The organism is Pseudobacillus sp. FSL P4-0506 (genome assembly GCF_038003025.1).
Taxonomy (GTDB): Bacteria; Bacillota; Bacilli; order Bacillales; family Domibacillaceae; genus Pseudobacillus.
Map to the genome: position 1 here is coordinate 3,174,475 of NZ_JBBOOI010000001.1, position 21,195 is coordinate 3,195,669.

19 protein-coding genes, 1 pseudogene and 1 riboswitch are annotated in these 21,195 nt (G+C 39.0%); of the genes and pseudogenes, 3 read left to right on the forward strand and 17 right to left on the reverse strand.

Translation table 11 applies throughout. The features are described from left to right. Positions 1 to 71: 71 nt before the first annotated feature. Together MKZ02_RS15815 and MKZ02_RS15820 are read right to left on the reverse strand one after the other, a co-directional pair. Complete coding sequence (locus tag MKZ02_RS15815; RefSeq protein ID WP_340854434.1) at positions 72 to 308, reverse strand: hypothetical protein; 237 nt, start codon at positions 306 to 308, stop codon at positions 72 to 74. A gap of 24 nt (positions 309 to 332) precedes the next feature. Beyond that, positions 333 to 1,373: a flavin-containing monooxygenase gene (locus MKZ02_RS15820; RefSeq protein WP_340854436.1), complete on the reverse strand. Its 1,041-nt coding sequence runs from the start codon at positions 1,371 to 1,373 to the stop codon at positions 333 to 335. 177 nt (positions 1,374 to 1,550) lie between these two features. Here MKZ02_RS15820 and MKZ02_RS15825 point away from each other — a divergent pair, with 177 nt between their 5' ends. After that, a complete protein-coding gene (locus MKZ02_RS15825) occupies positions 1,551 to 2,261 on the forward strand; it encodes a ZIP family metal transporter (protein ID WP_340854438.1) in 711 nt (236 codons plus the stop codon). Positions 2,262 to 2,514: 253 nt separating this feature from the next. On the opposite strand, the gene MKZ02_RS15830 is transcribed toward MKZ02_RS15825, so the two are convergent. From MKZ02_RS15830 to MKZ02_RS15840, 3 genes and pseudogenes are all read right to left on the reverse strand, one after another. Then, positions 2,515 to 4,995 carry a heavy metal translocating P-type ATPase gene (locus MKZ02_RS15830; RefSeq protein ID WP_445324340.1) on the reverse strand — a complete coding sequence of 827 codons (2,481 nt, stop codon included), beginning with the start codon at positions 4,993 to 4,995 and terminating at the stop codon, positions 2,515 to 2,517. 175 nt (positions 4,996 to 5,170) lie between these two features. Next, the gene (locus MKZ02_RS15835; RefSeq protein WP_120037588.1) at positions 5,171 to 5,521 is read right to left on the reverse strand and encodes an ArsR/SmtB family transcription factor; all 351 of its coding nucleotides are present in this window, start codon (positions 5,519 to 5,521) and stop codon (positions 5,171 to 5,173) included. 465 nt (positions 5,522 to 5,986) lie between these two features. After that, positions 5,987 to 6,154: pseudogene (locus tag MKZ02_RS15840) on the reverse strand (RCC1-like domain-containing protein); the annotation flags it as partial. A gap of 567 nt (positions 6,155 to 6,721) precedes the next feature. Here MKZ02_RS15840 and MKZ02_RS15845 point away from each other — a divergent pair. Then, positions 6,722 to 6,844, forward strand: coding sequence for a hypothetical protein (locus MKZ02_RS15845; RefSeq protein WP_259455748.1), 123 nt, complete (start codon positions 6,722 to 6,724; stop codon positions 6,842 to 6,844). A 379-nt stretch (positions 6,845 to 7,223) separates the two neighbouring features. Here MKZ02_RS15845 and MKZ02_RS15850 read toward each other — a convergent pair whose 3' ends face one another. The 4 genes from MKZ02_RS15850 to MKZ02_RS15865 all read right to left on the reverse strand — a co-directional run bounded on the left by MKZ02_RS15850 (position 7,224) and on the right by MKZ02_RS15865 (position 11,595). After that, a complete protein-coding gene (locus MKZ02_RS15850) occupies positions 7,224 to 8,630 on the reverse strand; it encodes a sensor histidine kinase (RefSeq protein ID WP_340854443.1) in 1,407 nt (468 codons plus the stop codon). Positions 8,631 to 8,633: 3 nt separating this feature from the next. Further along, complete coding sequence (locus MKZ02_RS15855; RefSeq protein ID WP_340854445.1) at positions 8,634 to 9,341, reverse strand: response regulator transcription factor; 708 nt, start codon at positions 9,339 to 9,341, stop codon at positions 8,634 to 8,636. A 137-nt stretch (positions 9,342 to 9,478) separates the two neighbouring features. After that, complete coding sequence (locus MKZ02_RS15860; RefSeq protein WP_340854447.1) at positions 9,479 to 9,838, reverse strand: YxeA family protein; 360 nt, start codon at positions 9,836 to 9,838, stop codon at positions 9,479 to 9,481. Between the two features lie 20 nt (positions 9,839 to 9,858). Then, positions 9,859 to 11,595, reverse strand: coding sequence for an ABC transporter permease (locus MKZ02_RS15865; protein ID WP_340856421.1), 1,737 nt, complete (start codon positions 11,593 to 11,595; stop codon positions 9,859 to 9,861). On the opposite strand from MKZ02_RS15865, the gene MKZ02_RS15870 reads away from it, so the two are divergent. Beyond that, entirely contained in the window at positions 11,567 to 11,692 is a 126-nt protein-coding gene (locus MKZ02_RS15870; protein ID WP_340856479.1) for a hypothetical protein, read from the forward strand. The genes MKZ02_RS15865 and MKZ02_RS15870 overlap by 29 nt on opposite strands. 92 nt (positions 11,693 to 11,784) lie before the next feature. On the opposite strand, the gene MKZ02_RS15875 is transcribed toward MKZ02_RS15870, so the two are convergent. The 8 genes from MKZ02_RS15875 to MKZ02_RS15910 all read right to left on the reverse strand — a co-directional run bounded on the left by MKZ02_RS15875 (position 11,785) and on the right by MKZ02_RS15910 (position 21,193). Next, on the reverse strand, positions 11,785 to 12,540 hold the full coding sequence (locus MKZ02_RS15875; RefSeq protein ID WP_340854448.1) for an ABC transporter ATP-binding protein: 756 nt from the start codon (positions 12,538 to 12,540) through the stop codon (positions 11,785 to 11,787). Between the two features lie 581 nt (positions 12,541 to 13,121). After that, positions 13,122 to 14,402: a Na+/H+ antiporter NhaC family protein gene (locus tag MKZ02_RS15880; protein WP_340854450.1), complete on the reverse strand. Its 1,281-nt coding sequence runs from the start codon at positions 14,400 to 14,402 to the stop codon at positions 13,122 to 13,124. A 109-nt stretch (positions 14,403 to 14,511) separates the two neighbouring features. After that, positions 14,512 to 14,619: riboswitch (SAM riboswitch) on the reverse strand. A gap of 677 nt (positions 14,620 to 15,296) precedes the next feature. Next, positions 15,297 to 16,397 (reverse strand): glycerol dehydrogenase, encoded by a 1,101-nt coding sequence (locus tag MKZ02_RS15885; protein ID WP_340854452.1) that lies wholly within the window; start codon positions 16,395 to 16,397, stop codon positions 15,297 to 15,299. Between the two features lie 108 nt (positions 16,398 to 16,505). Further along, positions 16,506 to 17,648, reverse strand: a complete 1,143-nt coding sequence (locus tag MKZ02_RS15890; RefSeq protein WP_340854454.1) for a 1-propanol dehydrogenase PduQ — start codon at positions 17,646 to 17,648, stop codon at positions 16,506 to 16,508. Positions 17,649 to 17,730: 82 nt separating this feature from the next. Next, entirely contained in the window at positions 17,731 to 19,122 is a 1,392-nt protein-coding gene (locus MKZ02_RS15895) for an aldehyde dehydrogenase family protein (protein ID WP_340854456.1), read from the reverse strand. Between the two features lie 5 nt (positions 19,123 to 19,127). Beyond that, the gene (locus MKZ02_RS15900; RefSeq protein WP_340854458.1) at positions 19,128 to 20,111 is read right to left on the reverse strand and encodes a cob(I)yrinic acid a,c-diamide adenosyltransferase; all 984 of its coding nucleotides are present in this window, start codon (positions 20,109 to 20,111) and stop codon (positions 19,128 to 19,130) included. 14 nt (positions 20,112 to 20,125) lie between these two features. Then, a complete protein-coding gene (locus MKZ02_RS15905; protein ID WP_340854459.1) occupies positions 20,126 to 20,401 on the reverse strand; it encodes a EutN/CcmL family microcompartment protein in 276 nt (91 codons plus the stop codon). 15 nt (positions 20,402 to 20,416) lie between these two features. Then, positions 20,417 to 21,193, reverse strand: coding sequence for a flavoprotein (locus MKZ02_RS15910; protein ID WP_340854461.1), 777 nt, complete (start codon positions 21,191 to 21,193; stop codon positions 20,417 to 20,419). Positions 21,194 to 21,195 lie beyond the last annotated feature (2 nt).

Consider the following 21,195-nt stretch of genomic DNA (forward strand, 5'->3'; position numbering starts at 1 on the left):
TTCGTTGTTGATTTTTGTGCAAAACCAAAAAGGGGTACTCCCCCTTTTGATTACTTCTCGTTAACATAACGCTACCTGCTGTAAGTGTTGATTCCTTTCCAAGGACATTTATAGTTTCCGAATTCTACACTAGAATCAGGTGCATCCGCCTCCCCTATTGTCGGCTGGTTTTCAATGGGTGGATGTTTTTTTAGACTGCTTTCAGTTTCTGTCACAGTCTCTTTTTCGCGATTTAAGAATAAAACAAGTCCAATGATAGCCGCGAAAAGAATCAACGTAGCAACCACGATCTTTTTATTGTTTTTCACAGAGCACTTCAAATTGTTTTTATTTTAACTTCTTATTTGGATATCATGCATTATGTACTCAGCGTCATCTCCCACTCCCTGAAGGAGCGCAGACCCCCGACGATGCTGCCAGGGCAAGCCTAAAAAGTAAAGACCAGGTACACTTGTCTTCCCTCTATGATGAATAGGCGTTCCTCTATCGTTAAACCCACCTTTAATATCAAGCCAGCTATAATCCGATATAAAACCCGTAGCCCAAATAATATTTTGTGCTTCAAGGGCAGATTGATCTTTGAATTGCAGGATGGTTTCATTGCCATGAACCGTTCGCTCCTTAAGGGTGATACGTCCGTTTCCAATTGCTTCTTTTAATTCAGAACCAAAAATCGTGTCCCCCCTTGCCTGTACTCTTCGACCAATCCAAGAATTATGGGAAGCTTTCAATATACCAATCTTATCTAACCACCAAAAAATGCTCTTGTTTCCTATTTTCAACGGCAGAAATCTCATCTTTTGACTGATCGATAGATAGGTTTCCCTCTCTTTCGAAAGTTCCACTGCTATTTGAGCACCACTATTTCCACCCCCAACGACCAGCACAGTTCCCTTTTGAAGATCAGCTGGGTTTTTATATTGAGAAGAATGGAGCTGAATAATGTCCACCGATAGATTCTTCGCAAAGTCAGGGATTCTTGGTTTCTGGAAAGGCCCCGTTGCAACGACCACATTTGTTGCTTTGAATTCCTCACGATTGGTTTTAATGGAAAAATGGTTATTTTCCTTCCATACATGCTCTACTTCTGTGTTCAACTGAATAGGCAAATCAAAAACACTTGCATAGGTGTTCAGGTACCTTGCTACCTCATCTTTCGAAGGAAAACCTTGTGATTCACCCTCCATTCTCAAACCCGGTAAAGAGCTGTATCCCCTTGGTGTGAATAAGACTAAAGAGTCGTATCTCTTGCTCCACTCTTCCCCCACCTTTTGGGCTCTATCCAAAATGATAAAAGGTTGTTTCAGTTGTTTTAAATAATAACCCATGGCTAACCCTGCTTGTCCGGCCCCTATTACGACTGTATGGTACATATTATCTCACCCTTAACAAATATTAGATGAAGCATTTATCTGTATACTATTTGGTTCTATGGTTTAACTAGCCAACATGACTCGAACTAAAAGGTGTGTAGAATTACATGTTAATCGTTGACTATTTGTCCAACGACTTGAATAAGAATAAACTATCTTTTTTAATAGGAGGCAACTATGAGTACAGCTAATTATTTACTTAGTTGTTATATTTTTTTGGGAACTAGCTTTGGAGCGCTTGTTGCTTTGTTCCTTTATAAATTTTCCAGAATAAAAGTACAGCATTTGTATCTTCTCTGTGGAGGAGTATTAGTAGGATTGATTATGTTAGAGCTGGTTCCACATTCTGTTACAGAATTTGGTTTAATTAGTATTGTGCTTGGTACTTCATTAGGCATACTGCTATGCATCTGTCTTCACAATTTTTTCGATCAATTGCCTTCTTTTCGTTACAGATCGGTAGTATTCTTAGTTACTGCAATCACTGTTCATAATATTCCGACTGGCTTAGCTATAGGTTCAACTCTGGATAATCAACTACTGTCTTCATCTTTCGTAACAGCTATTTTGCTGCATCAAGTACCAGAAGGGTTAGCGATTATGGTCTCCTTATTAAATTCAAGAAGACAGCAATTTAATTTTTCGCTCTTTCTTTCCATTTGTTTAATCCTATCTGGCTTTTTTCTTTTATTCTCGATTATGGGCAGCTTTTTAAATCTGACACTCAAATTGAATGGGCTTATTTTGGGCATTTCTATAGGTTTTTTAAGTTTTACCGCTGTTTGGGAATTTATTATCGCTACTTACAAAAAGGTACACTTCTTCGCTTCTTTTTTTCTATTATTGCTGGGTATCGGTGTTATTTACTTATTCAGTCACCATATTTAAGTGTTGAAGTGCAGTATTCTTGTGATCATTCTTTTAATAAATACTCAATATTAATGCCCAGTACATGGAAATAACCATGACAGCCAGCTTTTTTTATCTTTTGAAAACCAGCCGCCAACTAACAACACATCTGTCCAACTACTGGCGGTAAGAAAATGAATAGAGTGAGAACTAAAGCAGGCCGCTTTAGTTAAAAATGCAAAATGTCCTGCCCAGTTCCATGTATGATAGAGGGGAATCCTATCCCTTCTATCTAGTTTTTAAGCTGAAGCAACCTCATGCTGTTTAAAATGACTAGTATAGCTGCACCTGTATCACTCATCACAGCCATCCACAACGTAAGATCACCGGTGAAAATTAAGATAAGCGCAGCGAGCTTTGTCAGTAAAGAAAACCATATATTTTGTTTGATAATGTTCAAAGCTTTTCGGCTTAACTTCACGGTATGAGGAAGTTTTTCTAAATTATCAGCCATGAGCACAATATCTGCTGTTTCCATTGCTGTGTCTGTTCCAGCTCCCCCCATAGCAATCCCTAGATCAGCTGTCGCTAACGCCGGGGCATCATTAATGCCATCGCCAACCATTGCTACGATTTTCCCTTCATTTTGAAGCTGCTTAACGACGTTAACTTTGTCCTCGGGCATTAATTCAGCAAAGAAACGATCTACCCCCGCTTGAGAACTGATTTTTTTGGCGGTTCCTTCATTGTCACCCGTCAGCATGACAACTTGTTCCACCCCTACACTCTTAATACCTTTTAATGCTTTTGCTGTAGAATTCCGAATGGTATCAGCGACTGCAATCATTCCAAGGATTTTCGAATGTGTGCCTACAATTACTAATGTATTCCCCTCATCCTGCAAAGATTGAATCCGACTTTCCATATCTCCTAATGAGACGCTCAGTTCTCGGAATAATTTCGGATTTCCGGCAAAATGGTCGATTCCATTAATATTTGCTTTCGCCCCTTTTCCTGCAATCGCCGTGAAATCTTCCCCCGATAAAGCAGAAACTCCTCGCTCTGAAGCATATATCACAATAGCTGAAGCGATAGGATGCTGAGAGTGTTCTTCAATCGTTCGGGCAATGGCAAGCAGTTCCTCTTCTGTTCCATTTACTACGTGTAGACTGGAGACCTGCGGTTTCCCTTCCGTCAGGGTTCCTGTCTTATCAAACGCAATAGCATTTAAAGCTCCTGCCGTTTCCAAAAACGTGCCGCCTTTAATTAGAATGCCATTCTTTGCTGCATTGCCTATGGCTGACACAATCGCCACTGGTGTTGAGATAACAAGTGCACAAGGACAGGCAACCACTAAAAGTTCAAGTCCCTTATAGAACCACTCTCCCCATGAGCCCCAGCCAAGCAAAGGAGGAATAGCCATGAGAATGATCGCCAGCATAAAAACAACCGGTGTATAGATTCTCGCAAAACGATCAATAAATGCCTCAGTCGGCGCTTTTTGTTCCTGGGCCTCTTCTACAAGATGGATAATTCGTGCGATGGCTGTATCTTTGACAAGCTTCGTAACTTTGACTTCTAACGATCCACTTTCATTGACAGTCCCAGCATAGACAACATCCTGTATGTTTTTGTCCACTGGAAGGGACTCTCCCGTTATCGGTGCCTGATTGACAGTAGAAGCCCCTGCAATGACCTCTCCATCCAAAGGAATTTTCTCGCCGGGCTTAATGACAACGATGTCACCGATTCGAATGGTTTCTACCGGTTTGCGAGACAGACTTTGGCCTACTTTAATCCAGGCTTCTTGCGGAGCTAAATTCATTAGTCCACGAATAGACTCTCTTGTTCGTTCAATTGATTTATTTTGCAGAGCGGCACCTACAGCAAATAACCAGACAACGGTTGCCCCTTCAAACCATTCGCCAATCAATGCAGCTCCAATGGCTGCCGATATCATTAAAACATTCATGTCTAATGATCTGCTTTTGATTGCATAGTAAGCGCTTCTTGCAGGCTTGTATCCACCAATAAGAATCGATAGCCCATACAATACCGTAATAAGCGATGGAGTCACTCCGTTAAATGACCCCAAAAATCCGAGGGCTAACAGAATACCAGAAATGGTTGTGGTAGATGCCCTTTTTTTATGGATAGGAACTTCATTCTTTCTGCCTGCAGATAATACCGCTTCAAATCCAGCATTTGCTACTTCTTTTGCAATAGCTTCCACACTTAAGTCATGTGTGATCTGCATTTTCCCTGTAGAAAAATTGATTCTGACTTCTTCAACGGTTGGAACATTTCTCATATGCTTTTCAAGGGTAACAGCGCATGCTCCGCAGTCCATTCCCTCAATCGTAAATGTTTCGCTCTTCCCGTTTCGGGCCAGTGATTCAGCATTAAATCCTAGTTTTTCAACTTGTTTTTCAATAAGAGAGGGTGAAATAACTTCATCTGCCGTCACTTGCATTTTGGCTGTACTGTAATTCACTTGAATCGCTTTTATACCAGGCATCTTAACCAGACTTTTTTCAATAGTGGCTGCGCATGCCGGACAATCCATGCCTTGTATACGATATTCAAGCAAGTTGACAGGTTCATCCACTCTTCTTTGTGGCTGTGATTCTGTTTTAGTCACTGCACATGACGTATCACCTGCACAACAAGAACTCGTCTCTTCGCTGCCAGTTGCTGAAGGAACTGGCGTCTCAGAACACGAGCTGCTTGCACAGCAAGAGTCTTCTGCCTGTTTTTTCGAAGATTCAATCAGAATTAGTGGAATTTGTATACTTTTTGTTGAAGGAGCTTCATCTATATTTGACTGGGCCTTAGTGTTGCAACAAGAGCTTTTCAGTTCACTCTCTGTTTTATGTTTTTTATCCCCTGAATAAGCTTGCTCTTTCGAACAAGAATCACTAGCACAACAAGAATCTCTCTTGGGAGTATCAGACATTTTCCTCCACCTTCTCTTCTGGTAAAAGCTGCTTGTTTATTTCACAGCAGGCTACGTCTTGTTCTACTTGATTCAACACAATGTCAAACATAGAAAGCAGCTGCCTTGTTTCTTCGTTTCGAATGCTATAATAAACACTTCTTCCATCCTGTCGGCTAGTGATAATTCCGCATCCCTTTAAGCATGATAAATGCTGAGAAATATTGGACTGGTTTCCATTGATCTCTCTCACAATTTGTGAAACGTTTTTTTCCTTCTCCATAATACAATCCAATATTTGCAGCCGCGTTTTATCAGCAAATCCTCGAAGGAATTTGGTCTTCACATCATAATTACAACTCATATCGAAGCCTCCTAAAGTGTTAGTCCATACTAATATATTCAATATTATCATATTAGTATGGACTAATATATAAGTCAATATAAGTTCTGTTTCGAAAAATTTTCATAGAAGATGTAACTTACTCAGCCTTTTTGTATACATTCCTCCTATTGTTAGAAGACCTCTGCTTCATCATCTTCAGTGTCAAATTCAATCAACCTGCACATTCTTTACCTTTCTTTCATTTATTCTTGATTCTATATTCACCCAAGATTAAGACAAGCTGTATTTAATAAAAATGCACATAACAACTCGCTGATGGAGCTGATTATGTGCATTAGATTATTTATGTACACGATTAAAATATTAAACGAAAGCCCTCATCAGCTGAAGAAGGACTTTTTATCTTTTATGTTACTCTTTTTTGAGGTTTATTAGTTGCAGGAATTGTATTCTTTCAACCAAAAACTAATTGCTGGGCAGTTGGATGGCGCGCCAACCGCTTATGTCGCATTGGCCATACTCATTATCACCGACAGCCACCACCGTACCGTCCGATTGAAGACCAACGGTATGACGGCGACCCGCCGCTATGGTATCTTTAGGCCACCGTTTCACCTTTAACACCGCTTCTTTCGGTGCAATATAATCCATGTTTTACCTCCTTGAAAGCAAGTCCTATTTTATTATTGTATCACTTCTGCTTGGCATACTAACCTGCGTCATCGGCTTAAGTATATTTCTTGACAAGCTTTATTTAATAAATTTCATTAAACGCTGCATTCCTCGCAAAATTTAGCGTGTACGCATACTTGAGCAGCTAAACGATACGGGAGTAAAGAGAAAATAAAGTTATTTAATTCTAATTGCACTAACGCATCCGTTCGTTCTAGGATGCTCAGCCATCGCGCTCAATTATGGAAGATCAATTACATCTGCCACATGGAGGATAAGCCTCTATTGGCTGAATAAGCAGCTTCCCAGTTAATAAAGCTTCTTCCGAAATTTTTTCACATCAAACTATATAAAGATACGAGCAATATAGAGAAAAACTTAGAAATCATGAGATTAACCCCTTTGATGCTCGCTTACATTCGCTTAAATCACCAATAATTGTAGTTTTTCCAAGGTATATTGACTTTGTAAAAAGATAACAAATAAGAGATAATAAAGATGCAATAATGAATGACAGTCATTCACATATTGAGGAGGTAATTTTATATGTTGAAATTATGGAAATCTGTTATCGAGTCGTTAGAAATGTTGGATAAGGCTTATCAAGCAGGTGAAAGGAATCGCGAACTTACTTTTGTAGAAATGTTCAAAACAATAGCATCCAAATAAATAGAGAGGTGATTTGATGTATGTAGATTGCCAAGTATGAACCCCTGTTCGTTTTCCAGACGGAATGATCAGGGGATCTTTTTATTTGATAATGTCTACTAGGCCATCATTGTTTTAGCCGTTTTATACACGAGAGATCATCGACTCATTAAGGGATAGTGTCAGAAAAATGCGCGGTTACAACGGTAAGAAAATTCGAATAGTAAAAAACCTAATTTTTTGCGTTCAATTGGAGAATACGACTTTTGGGTTGCCCCATAAAAACACCCTACAACTGAATAAAGCTGGATGTACAATTTAGAGAAATTGTATATCCAGCTTTATCTCGAAAAATATTGTTCACTCAGCGGCTTAGTAAACTTTCTCTTTTCAAAGATCTTTAAAATTTAATTTCAATCTCTGTTCCATGATCAATCTCACTGCTAGCCACAAGCTCTCCATTATGCTCTTCAATAATATCTTTTGAAATGGCCATTCCCAGTCCGGAACCTTTATGCGCTTCCCCCGTATTTGTTCCTCGATAATAACGGTCAAAGATTCTATCGAGTTCTTCTTTCTTTATGCCTTTTCCATTATCCATTATTTTTATATATATTTGTTCATCTTTTTCAACACACACATCTATTTTCACATTTTCGTCATTATGAACAATCGCATTATAAATTAAATTATTAATAGCTCTTCGAAACAATATTTCATCAACTTCCATTGGAATATTCTCTTGATTTACATGAAAGGTAATCTGGCGATTAGAATATTTAGGATCATTTAATATATCAATCACAATATGTCTTAATAAAGCGACAATGTTAACTGTTTTTTTATTTAAAGTCAGTGCTTTATTTTTCAATCTTGTCGATATATTAAGATCATCTATTACCTCTTTTATATACAACGACTTTTGTTCAATAATTTCGGCGTATTCTCTTATTTCCGGTAAAGTAGGGGTATAGTCTTGGTCTTTTATTAATTCTGCATATCCTTGTACGGAGGCTAGTGGTGTTTTTATATCATGTGAAATGTTTCCTATCCACTCTTCCTTCATAACCTCCAATTTCTTCCTTTCTTTTTCATTGGCTGTTAGTTGATTTGATAAAAAATTGACATTATGAAAGACATCTTTATAAACCCCTTTAGGTTCATAATTGACATTATAATCTTTATTAGCCAATTTTTTGATTCCGTTGATGAGTGCTTGTAAAGGCTTCGTTAGACGTTTACTAAAAAGGTATCCAATCAATAAGGCGATTAAAATATCTATTATAAAAACGATACCGCCAATTTTAACTACTTGAAATATGTCACGATTGTCATATGAAATAAAATAGCGATTAAAGCTGGGATTCTCTATTCCAATAAAATAACTATAACGATTGGTTCCTTTCTTTTTCTCACTAACAAATACTGTAGTGTTTGCATCAATCTCTTTGTACTTATATGTTTGAATGATTTCTGCCGGCGTATATTTCTCCTTTATCCCTGTTGGCGTTCTATAGCTATGAATCACTTTACCATTCTCGTCTAAGATCTGGATCCATGCGTTTTTTTCAACCAGCTCCTTTTTTCCTGATTCAGTAATAGATAGATGATGATTTTCTATATTTATTTTATCTTGAAATTGTCTTGCAAATTGCTCGGGTGTTGTTTCTTCTCCTTGAAATATTGGTAAATTAAAAACAGACTGTGCCATTATTAAAGAAAGCATAATAAAAGTGTTTATGAAAACAACTAGAATAACGACTAAAACGATGGAAAGTATATACCTGCCAGTCAGCTTCCATTTCATGACCTATTCATCCTCAACAGTGAATTTATAGCCCAGGCCTTTTACAGTAATTAAAAATTTAGGGTCAGAGGGATCTATTTCTATTTTTTCTCTTAATCGCCGGATATGTACCATTACCGTATTATCAGAGCCAAAATAGTTCTCACCCCAGACGGTGTCGTAAAGCCTTTCTTTGCTAATCACCTTATTCGTATTTTGGAGGAAATACTTCATTAAACCGAGTTCTTTCGGCTTTAATTCAATCATTTTCCCATTTTTTAACAGCTCTGCTTTTTGTTCGTTTAATTTAAATGGACCAGCTATTATAACAGGCGCTGTCTGGTTATCCGTTTGCGTATAGTCCGCTCTTCGCAACTGCGCTTTTACTCGATACGCAACTTCTTTAGGACTAAATGGCTTCGTTATATAATCATCGCCACCTATAGCAAAGCCCACGATCTTATCAAGCTCCTCCGTTTTTGCTGATATAAATAAAATCGGCACATTCGAGATAGTTCTCATTTGTTTACATACATCATACCCTTCGCCATCCGGCAACATAATATCTAATAAAACAAGATCTGGTTGTGTTTGTTGGAATTGAGCAAAGCCTTCTTTAGCAGTGGTAGATGTTACAACTTTTTCAATTCCTTCTTTTATTAGAACCGTTTTAATAATTCTTAAAATGTCTTCCTCATCATCAATGATTAATACTGTTTTGTTTAGTGTCATTCATTACTACCTCCATACCTTCAGTACTTTCATTATAAAGCAAATAAATCTAATGCCATAATAGGCTTATCATTCCATGTACACCAAAAAGAATCCTTATGATTAAGGATTCTTCTGAACTTGATTTCGGTAAAATATTACTTTAACATTTTGGCAGCTTTTTCAGGTAATTCTTTAGCAGGTATTTCCTGATAAGATGTAACTCCTTTTCCACTTTTCGTATACAGAAGTAAGTAGGCTTTTTCCCGTAGTTGCTTTTCGGAAGTAAATGTTAATGTTTTTTTGTCGCCATCTTGATCATAAGCAGGTAATTCATATTCATATCTTACATAAACCACTCCATTGCTTCCTTTATCCTCCATTTTACTTCCTTCTCCATTTATTTGTGTGTAATATTTATCCGTTCCTATTCGATTAAAATTTACATTTTGCATAAAAATCAAAGCACCAACGATAATCACTATCCCTATTCCAACAGCTAAGATTAATTTTTTCATGGTTCCACTCCTCACTTATTTTATTTAGTCACAATTTTGTAGTAGGTTCGCACTGTTAATAAGTAATAAATTAGGTAAATGAAAATATATACACCGATACAGATTAATACAGGAATAACCAAGTTTGTTTGCATTAACCTTGATAAAGCAGTTAATGCTATAGCACTGTGTACTATTCCTGCTAATAATGGCAGGACAAAAATATAGAATACCTGTTTAGCAATTGAATTTCTGATCTCTTCTTTGTTTACGCCGATTTTGTGGAGAACCACATAGCGCTCTTTATCAGAATTTGCCTCTGTTAACTGTTTAAAGTAAATGATGCTTCCCGTTGCAGCAAGAAAGACTAAACCTAAGAAAGCACCAATAAAGATCATTAACCCTGTTGTCTCCATCCCAAGAGCATACTCATTGTAAAAACTCGAGAAACCTGCATCTTCAGGAAGAATAGATTGAACCTCTTCATTTAATACTTTTGAACTCTCTTCATTGGAAAATTTATAGGCTTCCATGTTGACAGGGTCTGTTTTTTTCTCTAATTGGGAGAATAATTGATTGCTTGTCACCACAGTAACATTTGCAGTCTGAATATTAAGGACATTATATTTCATCAGCTTTTTAAACGTAAGATCTTCTGCAAGGTCACCTACATGTAAAGGAATGCTTGAGCCTATATATTCTGGTGATAACCCTTCATAGTATCCTGCATCTAGTACGGCTGCCTCGTTTCCTTTCAGTGAAAGATGGACTTTTCTTCCCTGAAGGTTTGCCATGTCATTAAAAGCATTATTTGAGATAATAGTATAAATCGTTTTAACTTCACCCATTTTGCTATTTAAACTAGAAGTATCTACCTCAATTTGTAAGGTGGGAATAATTTTATGATAGATGACACTATGGTCCTTTTCTTGCGATATTCTATCATTCACCTTATTCGTTATATGCTCATCATTGTTTATGAACATCATGCTATTTGGATTTGCTAACCTAGCGTTCCCTTTATTGTTATAATACAAGCTATAGGAAGCCCCAACAGCAGTTAATGTGGTCGCACTGAGAATGGCAATGATCGTTAATATGCGTGCATTACCTTTCATGCGATACAGAAGTTGAGATGTGCTTATTAAATTAATCCCTCTCCAAAATTTCCTCTTGTTCTTTTTTGAAAGACCCAATAGATAGACAGTTAATGTGCTAAACAATAAATAAGTACCTAAAATAACGGAGATGATTATGGTAAGTGGTGTTACCATAAAACCGATTTTTCTCCAAACTTCTGATTCCATTATGTTTTGAAGAGCGAGCCAATAACCAATCCCAATAAAAATAATGGATAATGCGGCAATAGACAAAGATGCTCTTGGCTCTTTTTCTCTCTCTTTGTCCGCTTGAAATAACTCAATCAGCTTAAATCGATAAATTAATCTATAACCGTAAAATGAGGTAACAGCTGTAATGAGAGTAAACACGATAATAGTGTTTATAATCGCAGCAGGCGAAACAGCAAAATTTACGATCACATCATAGCCCATCACCTTCATTAAAATTAGAACAAAAAACTTGGATAAAATGGAACCGAGCAAAATTCCAATAAAAAGGGCTATAACTCCCATTAAAAAATTTTCATAAAACAGCATTCGACCTATTTGTTTCTTGCGTACACCTAACAATGAATACAGTCCGATCTCTTTTTTTCGTTTCCTTGTAAAGAAAGAGTTCGAATACCAGATGAAAATTGCAACAAAGATGATCAACACAACCGATGCAGCATTAAAAACGGAGCTAATTTTAGTTGAAGATTCCGACGTGGCAGCGATTGTTTTATCATATTTCAATGAAACAAATGTAAAGTAAATCACAATACTAAAAGTTATCGAAGCAAAATATAAAAAGTAATTTTTAAAATTTTTTCTTATATTTTTCCCTGCAATGCTAAATAGCGACATTTAACGGCCACCCCCAAGTGAAGCGAGAACATCTAATATTTTTTGAAAGAATTCTTCACGGGATTGCCGTATTTTATGAATCTCAACATCGATCTTGCCATCTTTAATAAACAAAATTCGCTTGCAGAAGCTGGCGGCAAAAGCATCATGCGTAACCATCATAATCGTCGAGTTATTCTGTTCGTTTAACATAGACAAACTTTCTAGCAAGCTGGTTGCGGATTTTGAGTCCAATGCACCTGTTGGTTCGTCCGCCAATATTAGGCTTGGGTTAGTAATAATGGCCCTTGATGCCGCTGTTCGCTGTTTTTGGCCGCCTGATATGTGATAGGGATATTTATCGAGTATGTCACGTATTCCAAACGTCTCTGCAATTTGTTCAACACGTTTTTCAATTTCACTAGTTGAAACTTTTGATAATGCAAGTGGAAGTAGAATATTTTCCTTAACCGTTAACGTATCCAGAAGGTTATAATCTTGAAAAATGAAGCCAAGCTGATTTCGGCGGAACTCCGCTAATTGTTTTTCTTTCATGCCCACAATATGTTGATCATTGATGATAATATCCCCTGATGTTGGTGTATCTATAGTGGACAAAACATTTAATAATGTCGATTTCCCAGCACCAGAAGGTCCCATGATGCCGATAAATTCTCCCTCTTTAATTTTCAAATCAATATCTTCTAATGCTTTATAAACATTTCCTTTTGTATCAAATATTTTTTGAACGTTTTTTGCTTGTAAAATGGTTTTCATTGATATGCCCTCCTTGTAACTAATGATGATTATAATTCCTAGACCTTACACCACCTTAATCCAAACCTTAAATAAACCTTAAAAATAAAAGCAAATCCTCATCTGGATTTGCTTTTATGGTTTCTATTAATTTTTCATCGGCATTTAATCTGCTATATAGTCAAATTAGAAGGTCCGTTTCCCTCTTTTATTATAAGGATGATCGTAACAAGGATAAATTATATAGGCCACATCCATTCCTTCACGCTGCTGCCTTCGAATCCGCTCCCGCTCTTCTTGTATGATCCATGCTAGCAAAAATGTTCGAAAATAATTTTTAGACTTAAACAAAGTGAAAAACAGCCTTTTTTGGATAAAAAAATAACCGTTCGTAAAAGTTTGACTTTTACAAACGGCATTTAAAGCGAAAGAGTAACACCCATAAATATGATTCCAGTTAAAATTCTAACTAAGTAAACTATCGAAAGGACGCAGTCAAATGTTCCAAACTTCAATGAATTCGAGAGCAATCACCGATATATTAAATATTTACCGCTTTAAACAAACGGAATAGGCTCTCCATTTGTTTAAAGTGGTGAAACTCAGACTTGCTTTTTTTTCGGGTATCCGATGAGGATAGCGATGATTCCGCAGATTCCTATAAGGATTGGATAGAAAGAGTATTGTACGATGCTCACTGGCGATATTCCGGCTACGCTTGCGGCTGCCAGGAATTGGGCTCCATACGGCAAAAGTCCTTGAATCACACAGGAGAAGATATCTAATATGCTTGCAGACTTTCGCGGCTCAATTTCATACTGATCAGCCATATTTTTTGCAAGCGGACCAGCAATTAAAATAGCAATCGTATTATTAGCCGTCGATAAATTCGTTAGGCCGACAAGACCGGCAATCCCAAATTCAGCACCCTTTTTCGATTTAATTCTTCTTGTTGCGAGGTGAAGCAGAAAGTCAATCCCGCCGTTAAACTTAATAACCTCCACCATTCCAGCTATTAATATCGCAAGAAAGGCCATTTCATACATGCTAGCCATTCCTTCGCCCATCTTTTGCAAAAGGCTCATTAAATGATAGCTGCCATCCGCTAAGCCAACAGCTCCAGCGAGAACAATTCCAAGTGCTAGCACAAGAAAAACATTCATTCCAGTTAACGCTAGAATAATGACTAAAACATAGGGAACAATTTTTACCCAATTATAGCTTAAATGTTCCACTTGCGCCGTTTCCCCCATTGTGATAGCCCCTAAAATAACACCCGTTACAATAGCTGCCGGCAGCACAATCCAAAAATTCACCTTAAATTTGTCCTTCATTTGTGCGCCCTGTGAACGAACGGCAGTAATGGTTGTGTCGGAAATAAAGGATAAATTATCGCCAAACATTGAACCGCCAATAATCGCCGCCATGACTAAAGCCATGGGAAGGTCAATATGCTCGCTTATCCCCACTCCAATTGGCGCCAATGCAACAATCGTTCCCATTGATGTACCCATGGATAGGGAGATAAAGCAGGCAATGACGAACAAGCCTACGACAAGCAAGTTTTGCGGAACAACCGCTAAAGCAAAGTTAACAGTAGAGTCCACTGCCCCCATGCCTTTTGCTACTTCTGAAAAGGCTCCCGCCAATAGAAAAATAACAACCATCAGCATCACATTTACGTTTCCTGCGCCCTGGCAAAAAATATCCACCTTTCGCCCAAAGGGTTCTTTTCGATTCATCGCCAGAGCCACAGCGCCCGAAATAGCAATGGCTACAATGACAGGGAAGGCGTAAAAATCACCTGTAATAACCCCTGAACCAATAAATAAAATTAAAAAAACAACAAATGGGATCAACGCCCATGGATTCCCTCTCTTCATTGTTCCACCTCCAAAAAATAAAATGGGACACGTCTTTTGCCCATTCTTTGCCTCGAAAAAAGACCTCATCTTGAACGACAAGAAGAGGCCTTATATCTATAAAACACTCCTCTTATCTATCAAGCCTTTGCTTGCTGGATTTGGCACAGCAACTTAATCACTAAGTTCCGTTGCCGAGATCTCATCGGGCCAGTCCCTCCATCTCTCTTGATAAGAAGAAAAAATCTTATTTTTTTGTCACAGCAACTAAAAGACTACATGATTTTTATTCCTTTATCAACAAAAAAATTATGGATATTTTTAAATGACGGATAGAAGATTATATGAGGACTTAAAAAGTATAGCTAATACTAGAAAATACAGGCCAGTGACAGTTATATCATCATTTTCGCATAATTTTTTACAAAGGGTGCCGTCAAAGGAACACGACTTTACAACGATAAATAAATCCTCCTGCTAAAAAGTTTAACATCTCCGTTTAATGATGTAGCCACCATAATGACTCCGGCTATTTCTTCCTCTGTGGCTTCTGCTCTTTTTGCTCCTTGGGAAGGCTATATTTGGAATGTTAATCTGATTTTGCATTAGAAAAAACCCACGCATTAAAAAAGAGGATTCAACATGCGCGGGTTTGCCTTAGAATAGACCTGCCTTTTATAGAAAAGAGGGATTAAAATATCATTGTTTACGCTCAAAGATTTTATTCATACACGTAAAACGTTTTAAAGCTACTGTATTTGAAGCCTACGATTTAACATGATAGCTGCCTTTTGGCACAACTAACGGGGAGCTAAAATAAATAATATTGTATCTCGAATTTTTTTGCCAATTTCAGCTGCCTCTACTCGGGTTGTCTCGTTTAGCCTACTGGTACGCAGCCCATTTCAATCTTCTTCATATTCCTACTGGCGCACTCAGCTGGTCAACAGCTAGAATGCCATTTGCCACATCTTCAGCAGTAATGTCAGAGGATAAGTTCTTCATTGTTTCTCCTTCTTGAGTGGCGGCTTGGCCGACCTTCAGCAGATCTTCATAGGATACGTCCTCTAAGTGTAATTCTTTCAGTGTAGTAGGCAATCCCAGCTTGCGATAAAATGTGATATACCTGTGCAATTCCTCTTCCGGGTGAAACTCTAGCATTAATTGCACAAGCGTGCCATAAGCGACTTTTTCACCATGTGTTAAATGGTGAATGTCGCCGTCTAGCTCTGTGAATCCGTTATGAATGGCATGAGCGGCTGCGAGCCCTCCGCTTTCAAAACCTAATCCAGACAGTAACGTATTCGCTTCTACAACGGCTTCTACATGCTTTGTGACAACGCCTTTTTGAACCGCCTTGTATGCTGGTATCGCATGATTGAACAGCGTATTTTCACACATTTCGGCAATCGCTCTCGCTGCAATGCTTGTCCTCCCGCCAGCCATAGCGGTGCCATTACTATTCAATGTCGCTCTGGCTTCTACCCATGTAGCCATTGCATCAGCAATTCCTGAAGCGAATAATCTTGCAGGTGCTTTAGCAATAATGGCCGTGTCCACAAGAACGAGGTCGGGGTTTTTACTATAAAATTTGTAAGCCTCAAAGACACCTTCATCCGTGTAAATGACGGACAATGCGCTTGTCGGGGCATCTGTCGAGGCAATGCTAGGCACGATAACTACCTTTACTTTCAGCTCGTCAGCTACCGCTTTTGCCGTATCGAGCGCCTTTCCTCCACCTACTCCGATGACCATATCCACTGAGTGTGCCTCTCCTTCTTTCTTGATCCGGTTCACTTCATTAATAGACGATTCACCCCTAAATTGAAGAGAGTGAAAATCTATGCCTTCTGCCTGCAAGCTGCTTTTAATCCCTTTACCTGTCACTTCCCACGCCGTCTTTCCAGCTAAAATCAACGGCTTTTGTCCAAGCTGTTTTACATATTTTCCAATACTGTTTAAAGCTCCTTTGCCCTGTACATATTTACCCGGCGATACAAAGATAATATTGGTCATAGGAACCTCCCATTGAATAATTATTTTTACAGCGAGATTGCTGCTTTTCAGCTACTACATGGCATGTTATTTCACAATGAACTTTTCACATCACAAAATGTGAACGGGTCAGCCTGTGTATGCCCACTTTAACAGGTAGACGAGATCCATCTCTTTCACCTGCTTTGGGTTTCCAGCTGTACAAACATCCTGGAGTGCTTTCTTGGCGATGAGCGGAATGCTCTTCTCAAAAGTATTTTTTTCAATCAAGCTATCCTGAAAAGTTAACGGAATATTAAATTTTTTATTTAGGAGTTTAACCGCTGTGGACAAGCTTCTTATCCCCTCTTCTACCGTTGAACAGGGAAGTCCCAGCATGTTTGCGATATTCATGTATTTTTTTGCTGCTTCCGAGGAATGGAGAGTGCCGTCACATAGCCCTCCATTGTACTCTATGATGTAAGGAAGTAGCATCGCATTAATTCGGCCATGAGATAGCGGAAACTCCGCTTCCATGGCGTGAGCTATACTATGATTCACCCCTAAAGAAGAATTGACGAAAGCAAATCCTGCCATACAAGAAGCAAGCTGCAAACTCTCCCTCGCTGTCAAATCTTCTCCAAACCGATAAGCTCTGAGCAGGTGTGTAAACACTAATTTTATCGCTTTTTCAGAAAAAAGAGTGGTGAATTCTGTCGCTTCTAATGAAACATATGACTCTATCGCATGAGTAAGCAAGTCCATCCCCGTATCAGCTGTCACAGAAGGAGAAGTGACCACGGTTAGTTGTGCATTCAAAATCACGGCATCGGGCAGCATTCTTTCATCATGTAAAGGCATTCGCTCGTTATCTTCTCCCCCCGTTATGACAGAATAAGGAGTGACCTCTGATCCTGTGCCGCTTGTTGTCGGTATAACAACAAACGGCAGTTTTTTTCTGCTGCCATGAACGGCTGGTTGGTGACAGAAAAAACGGATAGCTTTAGCCGCATCAATGGCTGCTGTGCCCCCAAGCGCAACCATTAAGTCCGGATCTTCTTGTAAAAAGCAGGCCAGCCCCTTCTTTACAACCGCTAATGAGGAAGCATCCTCGATCTCAGAAAACACTTTAACTGATGCTGATTTTAAACGGTTGATCACTTCTTCTTCCGCATTTAAATGAATGGTGTATTTATCTGTTATAAGGAGCACTTTTTTTGCGTCTAATTCATTTAAATAGTCTAACGAATTGCTTCCATAATAAATTTTTGGCTGTATCCAAAACGTTTTCATTGGCTGCTTTCCTCCGAGGAATTTTGCTCCACCCCTCCGCTCGTTTTTAACATAGAAACTTTAAGCGACGACCTTTCTATTTCTATCTTATAAACAGACTATCTACGAGAACACATCTTCTTTTTCTCGCAAAATCTTTCGCCGAAGTCAACCCTTCTCCAGTAGGTCCTGCAATGGTGAAGCTTGTATAGCCTTCACCGCCCACACCCAGTCCTGCGTAAGATGGACCATTCTTAACAAAAATCGTTGTTTGAATAGCTGCAGCAAATTTCGTTAAGTTATCTATATTTTTAGAATGCATAATAGATGTATGGCGAAATCCGTGTTCTGCTTTTACTGCCAATTCAATCGCTTGATCTACATTTTCTACACGAACAATTGGGAGGATAGGCATCATTAACTCTGCTGAAACTAACGGATGATTTGCCTCTACATGCATAATGGCAATGCGTGTTCCTTGAGGAACCTGAATGCCTATTTGCTGTAAGATATAGCTAATATCTTTCCCGACAAATTTTTTATTTGCATGTCCTTTATCTACTACTAACTCTGTAAGCTTTTCAATTTGCTCTTTTTTATGAAGATGAAAGGCGCCATTCTTTTTCAGATGAAAAACCAAATAATCAGCGACAGCTTCAACAACAAATGCCTCTTTCTCTGCCACGCACGGTAAATTATTATCAAAACTGCAGCCGTCAACGATATCTTTCGCAGCTTTTTCAAGATCAGCTGTTTCGTCTACAACAACTGGTGGATTTCCCGCTCCTGCACCAATTGCTTTTTTCCCTGAGTTTAATACTGCCTTCATCACTCCAGGGCCGCCAGTGGCGACAAGCATCTTAATCTTTTTATGATTCATCATGATATTTGCTTGGTCAATGGAAGGCTCTGTAATAGAGGCGATTAAATTGTTCGGTCCTCCTGCTTCTACAATAGCTTGGTTAATCACCTCTATCGCTTTTAGCGAAGTATTTTTGGCACCCGGATGAGGGCTGAATACGACTGCATTGCCAGCTGCAATCATTCCGATCGAATTGCAAATAATTGTTTCCGTCGGATTTGTTGTAGGCGTAATGGAACCAATGATGCCATATGGAGAGAGTTCCACGACAGTCAGTCCATTGTCACCGGAAACTGCCTCTGTCTTTAAGTCTTCAATACCTGGCGTTTTTTCAATGGCGAGTAAATTTTTGCGGACTTTATCTTCGTAGTTCCCCATGCCTGTTTCTTCTACTGCCAGGCGGGCGAAAGTCTCTGTATGTTTCTTAGCTGTTTCCCGAATCGCCCTAATAATGGCCGCTCGTTTTTCAAGAGATAGCTCTATGAGCTCTTTTTGAGCCTTACCTGCCGCTTCAATGGCATCATTCATGTCCTCAAATAGCCCTTGCCGGGCTTCTGGCACAGCCTCTTTCCTGCTCAGTTCCTCCAACACCTTCTTTACGATGCTTTCTAATTCTTTTTCTTGAACGGCCACTGTGTTCACCCTCCTTGGTTAAATACCTTTAAAGCTTCAACGGCTATCGTCATGTCTTCTTCTACACTGCCGCCACTCACACCGATGCCGCCAACAACTTGTTTACCTATTTTAAGCGGATATCCCCCGCCAAAAGTGACAATTTTATTTTGATTCGAAAGCTGCACACCATATAGTTCTCCTCCAGGCTGTATAAGAGGAACGAGTTCATGCGTGGCCATCTTTAACGCAACAGCCGTATAAGCTTTATTGGGTGATATATCCAAGCTCGCTAGTAAAGCCTCTTCCATTCTGTGGATTAATATCGTATTCCCTCCCGAATCAGCAACCGAAAACACAATAGGTATCCCGATAGCAGCCGCCTTTTCCTCCGCGGCTTTTGCCATTTGACAAGCCAGTTCAAGTGTTAAAACGGCAGGAGTGCTTTTCGTTTCTTTTATCTTTTCTGCCACTTTGCTTTTTACCTCCTCTAAAAGATGGAAATAAACTTCTGCTCTAGCCAGCATAAATAAAACGTCTGATAATCGGTTGACATATTGAATCAACTCACTTCGTACGCTCGAATGCCCATTCAATTTAACAATTAACCGCTCTGCTCGCCGGATCATCGACCGGGACAAATGAAGACATGCGGAAGCAGTCGTTTCGCCAGGAATGATGAATTCATAAATAGGACCGAGCTTTTGCTCGTATTGATCAATAATTTGCTCGAACCAAGCTACATTTTCTTTATTCACTTTCTCTTTCAGCAGGTTTTTTCCTTGATCATCACTAGCCAGCTCTGCTCCTACAATAAATAGCTGCTGCTGAATGGTCCTGATGATATGCTTTAATTCTTCACTTTTCACTAATGAATAGGCAATACCTAAAGAAGCATTTGCTTCATCAAGCGTCCCGTAACAGTTAACCTTTAAACTATTCTTGGCAATGCGGCTGCCTCCAAAAAGGCCTGTCTCTCCTTTGTCACCCTTCTTTGTATAAATTGCCATAAAGCTTCACTTCCCTATTCGTATACTTCTATTGAATCGACAATAGCTATGATGGCCGCATCAATAACAGAGGTGGAAGCACCAAATACATTTCTCGCCGCTTCTCCCTTCGTCACAAGAACGTATTCACCTGTTCCTGCTCCAACAGCATCCACGGCTATTTCTATGCTCTTCTTCATACTTGTTCTCTCAGGGATGGCTACTTTTTGTACGATCAAGAGCTTTTTACCTATAAGATCCTCTTCCTTTGCAGTAGCAACAATACTACCAGAGACCACTCCCACATACATATCTATCACCTTCACTTATTCATTTCGTATCACTTTTATCCCCAGCTCCTGGGCTGTCTCAAGAGCAAGCGGGCTTATGATCGTTGCAGAAGAAACATTGAGAATAAGAGACTTCTGTTTTGCTTCGATAATATCTGATCTTGTGAGAACCTTTTTCTTAAAATCTCTGGCTTCCTTGAATCTGTCCGTCACTTTTTCTTTTCGAAAAATGGTTAGAGTATGGTCTCGAACCGCCTGAGACAAATTCTTTGCTTCTATAAGCTTAAAACCATAATCTTCAAGCGCATGAAGATGACCTTCTATCTGGTCTACGTAAGCTGGCGGAGCTTTGTGTAACCCTAATTCTTCTCTTATTGGGTTTCTCAAGTCGCAGCCATCTCTTGCTGCAATGATTGGCAGCCCTTTCATAATGGCATGAGAGGCTAAATTGGTTGCCAGGTTATCCGCTATACCCAATGATATCTTCACGGCTGTATTCAAAGTTAAGGTAGGAAAAATCAACGTGCTAACTCCCTCATAATAGGGCTTTAAACTTTTGACCTCATGCTCCACATGCACATTTGAAAGACCTAACTCTTCCTTGATCAATCGAGGAGTTAGTACGTACTCAGCACTATTGGAGAGCAGAATGTTTAACTCCCATTCTTCTTTTAAGAGATTCTTCATTTGCTCTATAGCCTCTTGAAAACCGTAAGCACCTCCAGTAAAGAAGGCCGTTGCCTTTTTCACCCTCTTCTGCAATCTTCTCCATACTTCTGCTACAATCGCCTGTATCACTTCTTCAGAATCCATTC